This window comes from Methylophaga sp. UBA5088 (assembly GCF_002414625.1).
Taxonomy (GTDB): Bacteria; Pseudomonadota; Gammaproteobacteria; order Nitrosococcales; family Methylophagaceae; genus Methylophaga; species Methylophaga marina.
The window spans coordinates 64,717-68,029 of sequence record NZ_DIAC01000103.1 but is presented as its reverse complement, the minus strand read 5'-3'; the positions used below and the strand labels follow the sequence as shown (position 1 = coordinate 68,029).

3 protein-coding genes and 1 pseudogene are annotated in these 3,313 nt (G+C 43.8%); 2 read left to right on the top strand and 2 right to left on the bottom strand.

The window, feature by feature from the left end:
• On the bottom strand, window positions 1-614 hold a 614-nt coding region (pgl, locus tag B4K20_RS13115; protein ID WP_289283209.1), incomplete at its 3' end, for a 6-phosphogluconolactonase.
• 170 nt (window positions 615-784) lie between these two features.
• Between pgl and B4K20_RS13110 the strand changes: the two genes are divergently transcribed.
• Window positions 785-1,474 (top strand): SIMPL domain-containing protein, encoded by a 690-nt coding sequence (locus B4K20_RS13110; RefSeq protein WP_289283208.1) that lies wholly within the window; start codon window positions 785-787, stop codon window positions 1,472-1,474.
• Between the two features lie 44 nt (window positions 1,475-1,518).
• Here B4K20_RS13110 and ilvA read toward each other — a convergent pair whose 3' ends face one another.
• Window positions 1,519-3,033, bottom strand: a complete 1,515-nt coding sequence (gene ilvA / locus B4K20_RS13105) for a threonine ammonia-lyase, biosynthetic (RefSeq protein WP_286303941.1) — start codon at window positions 3,031-3,033, stop codon at window positions 1,519-1,521.
• A gap of 162 nt (window positions 3,034-3,195) precedes the next feature.
• Between ilvA and B4K20_RS13100 the strand changes: the two are divergent.
• A pseudogene (locus B4K20_RS13100) lies at window positions 3,196-3,313 on the top strand (ribose 5-phosphate isomerase A); the annotation flags it as partial.

Genomic DNA, 3,313 nt, shown 5'->3' with positions numbered 1-3,313 from the left:
TCACTTACGATAGCCGCTTTTGCTTCTCCTGCGATGAAAACAATCACCTGACGTGCGGCATTAATAACAGGATAGGTGATAGTCACACGCCATGAGTCAAATTTCTCAACATAAAGATGAGTGGTAAGTGTATCCGTCACATCTAAAGCAGGCGTGTCTGGAAATAAGGATGCAATATGTCCATCAGGCCCCAATCCGAGCAGCACTAAATCAAATGGTGCATCTTTCATCACAAATTTCATAGTATCGGCATAATGAACAGCGACATCAGCCGCATCACCACTCTCAGTTGGCATGCGATGCACATTCTCTGTTGGAATAGGAATTAAATCGATCATGGCCTGACGCGCCATTTTAAAATTGCTGTCATCGTGAGTAGCGGGAACACAACGCTCATCACCAAAAAACAAATGTACCCTAGCCCAGTCAATCTGTTCTAAATAAGGTGAGGTAGCTAATTTTTCATACAAGCCTTTAGGTGTTGAACCACCCGCCAAGGCCACATAAAAAACACCTCTTTTTGCAATCGCTGATCGAGCTGTACTGACAAAATGTTCTGCGGCTGCTTTAATTAAACTCGTCGCATCAGGCAGGATTTTTTGTTCTGCTTTCATTGTGTTCCTCAATTTTTGATTATGTAAACTATGCTGAAATACAGACGGTGAGTTTTATACAACGCCACCATCAATTTCGACTGATTATTGCCAGCATGATATATCAAAACTTAACGCTTTTGAGCTAGTCTTAAAAGACGCAGCATTTTTATTCAATTAAGGAAGGACCTATGAAACACACTTTGGCATTTATTTCGCTTTTAGCCATGAGCCCCCTCACTTTTGCTGAAGACCTTGCTCAAATGGGTATAGTCTCACTCGATACCAGTGCCAGCATGAATGTTGAAAATGATGAACTTATAACGCGTTTACAAGTATTTGAACAAGGAAAAGACCCTGCCAAATTAACTGACATGGTCAACAAAAAAACAGCGCTGGTTCTGGATGCGGTGAAAAACTTCAATGCGATTCAAGCTGAAACATCCAATTACACCACGCAGCCCGTTTATGATGAGGGCAAAATTGCCAGCTGGCGCGTCAGTCAGCAATTGACGCTTGAAACCCGCCAGTTTGATCAAATGAGTCAGTTTATTGCGGACATCAATACACTGGCCAATATTCAATCTATGCAGTTTATGGTCTCAGACGATCGTGCTGAAAAAGTCAAAACCGATTTACTTAAACAAGCTATCAGCAAATTCAAAGATAAAGCACAACTCATCAGCACTGAATTTGATCGCAGTGGTTATGAAATTGTGTCCATATCCATTGATGGTAATTCATTTACCCCAATGCCAATGATGGAACGCGCCAATATGATGTCAGCGGATATGAGAGTCAAAGCTGCACCAGCTGCATTAGCCGGCGGCAGTAACGAAATTTCAGTGAACGTTCGCGGCAGTATCAAACTCAATCAATAAAGCCCAAAGCCACGGCAGCATAAATGACTGCCGTGGCTACCTTATTACTTCAGAAACAGATCGTAAGCAGGATTGTCGGTCTCTTCCCAGTAAGTGTATCCAAGCGTATCCAAAAAGATTTGGAACTCCTGTTTATAATCATCACCCACCTGAATGCCCACCAGCACACGACCATAATCAGCCCCATGATTACGGTAATGGAAAAGGCTGATATTCCAGCGCTGCCCAATGCGCGTTAGAAACCGTAGTAAGGCGCCTGGGCGCTCTGGAAATTCAAAACGAATTAGACGTTCATTATCTACCTGAGGGGCATGACCACCGACCATATAACGTACATGTAACTTGGCAGTTTCATTATCAGTGAAATCAACCCAGTCATACCCAGCTTGATCCAGCTGTGAAAATAATTGTTGGCGTTCTTCTTCCTGGCCGTTCATTCTGACACCAACAAAAACCTGAGCTTGCTTGTCATCAGCGTAACGATAATTAAATTCAGTAATCCCTCGTTCACCCAGTGTTTTACAGAATTTTTGGAAGCTGCCTGGTTGTTCATCAATTTTAGTGGCAAACAAGACTTCTCGACGCTCACCAATTTCGGAGCGCTCAGCAACATGACGTAAACGATCAAAATTAATATTGGCACCACTATTGATGGCAACGAGTTGCTGATTTTCCATCGGGTTGTTGGCTAAGTATTTTTTTACTCCAGCCACAGCGAGTGCGCCAGATGGCTCAGCAATAGAACGCGTGTCCTGAAAGATATCCATAATGGCTGCACATAACTCATCACTACTGACAGTCACGACCTCATCCACTGTTTCACGACAGATTCTGAAAGGTTCGACACCAATTTGTCTGACCGCCGTGCCATCAGCAAACAATCCGACTTGATCCAGTTTGACACGCTCATCCGCCTCCAGCGCCGCTTTCAGGCTAGCTGCATCAGCCGGTTCAACCGCAACGATTTTAATGTCTGGCCAGAATGCTTTGATATAAGCGGACACACCGGATATCAATCCACCACCACCGACAGGCACAAATACGGCATGAATAGGATCAGGGTGTTGACGGATAATCTCCATCGCAATCGTGCCTTGTCCGGCAATGACTTCAGGATCATCATAAGGGTGAATAAAAGTGCGACCATCTTTCTCAGCAACGGATAAGGCATAAGCACTGGCATCGTCATAACTATTGCCGTGCAGTTTAATTTCCGCACCATAAGCCCGCACCGACTCCACCTTGATAGGTGGTGTAGTTTTGGGCATGACAATCAAAGCAGGAATATTCATTTTATTCGCTGCCAGCGCTACGCCTTGCGCATGATTGCCCGCTGAGGCACAAACAACGCCACGTTCTCGCTCATCAGCAGATAACTGACTCATACGATTGTAAGCGCCGCGTAATTTAAATGAAAAAACCGGTTGAAGATCTTCTCGTTTAAGCAAAATCGTGTTGCTTAATCTCTTCGATAAACGAGGCATAACCTCAAGAGGTGTCTCATTTGCCACATCATAAACGCGCGCTTTAAGAATTTTTTCTACGTATCCAGTCAGCATTTCAGCCCAAATCAGTCAGTTATGTTGAAAAAAAGACTCAGTGATCAACAGCTAAATCCTGTCATCATTTTCTAAGCAATCGCTTACGTTACCATTGACCGCCATTTATCTCTATAATTGCCGGGATAATTTTTAAGTGTATTGAAACAAAGGAAGCTGCATATGAATGCTGATGAAATGAAAAAACAAGCTGCGTGGGCAGCGCTTGAGTACATCAAAGGTAACGGAATTGTCGGTGTTGGCACAGGCTCTACCGTGAATCACTTCATTGATGCGCTGT

Excerpts from the sequence above, each read along its gene's own strand:
- ilvA (WP_286303941.1), bottom strand. The coding sequence starts at position 3,033 with ATGCTGACTGGATACGTAGAAAAAATTCTTAAAGCGCGCGTTTATGAT.
- B4K20_RS13110 (WP_289283208.1), top strand. The coding sequence starts at position 785 with ATGAAACACACTTTGGCATTTATTTCGCTTTTAGCCATGAGCCCCCTC.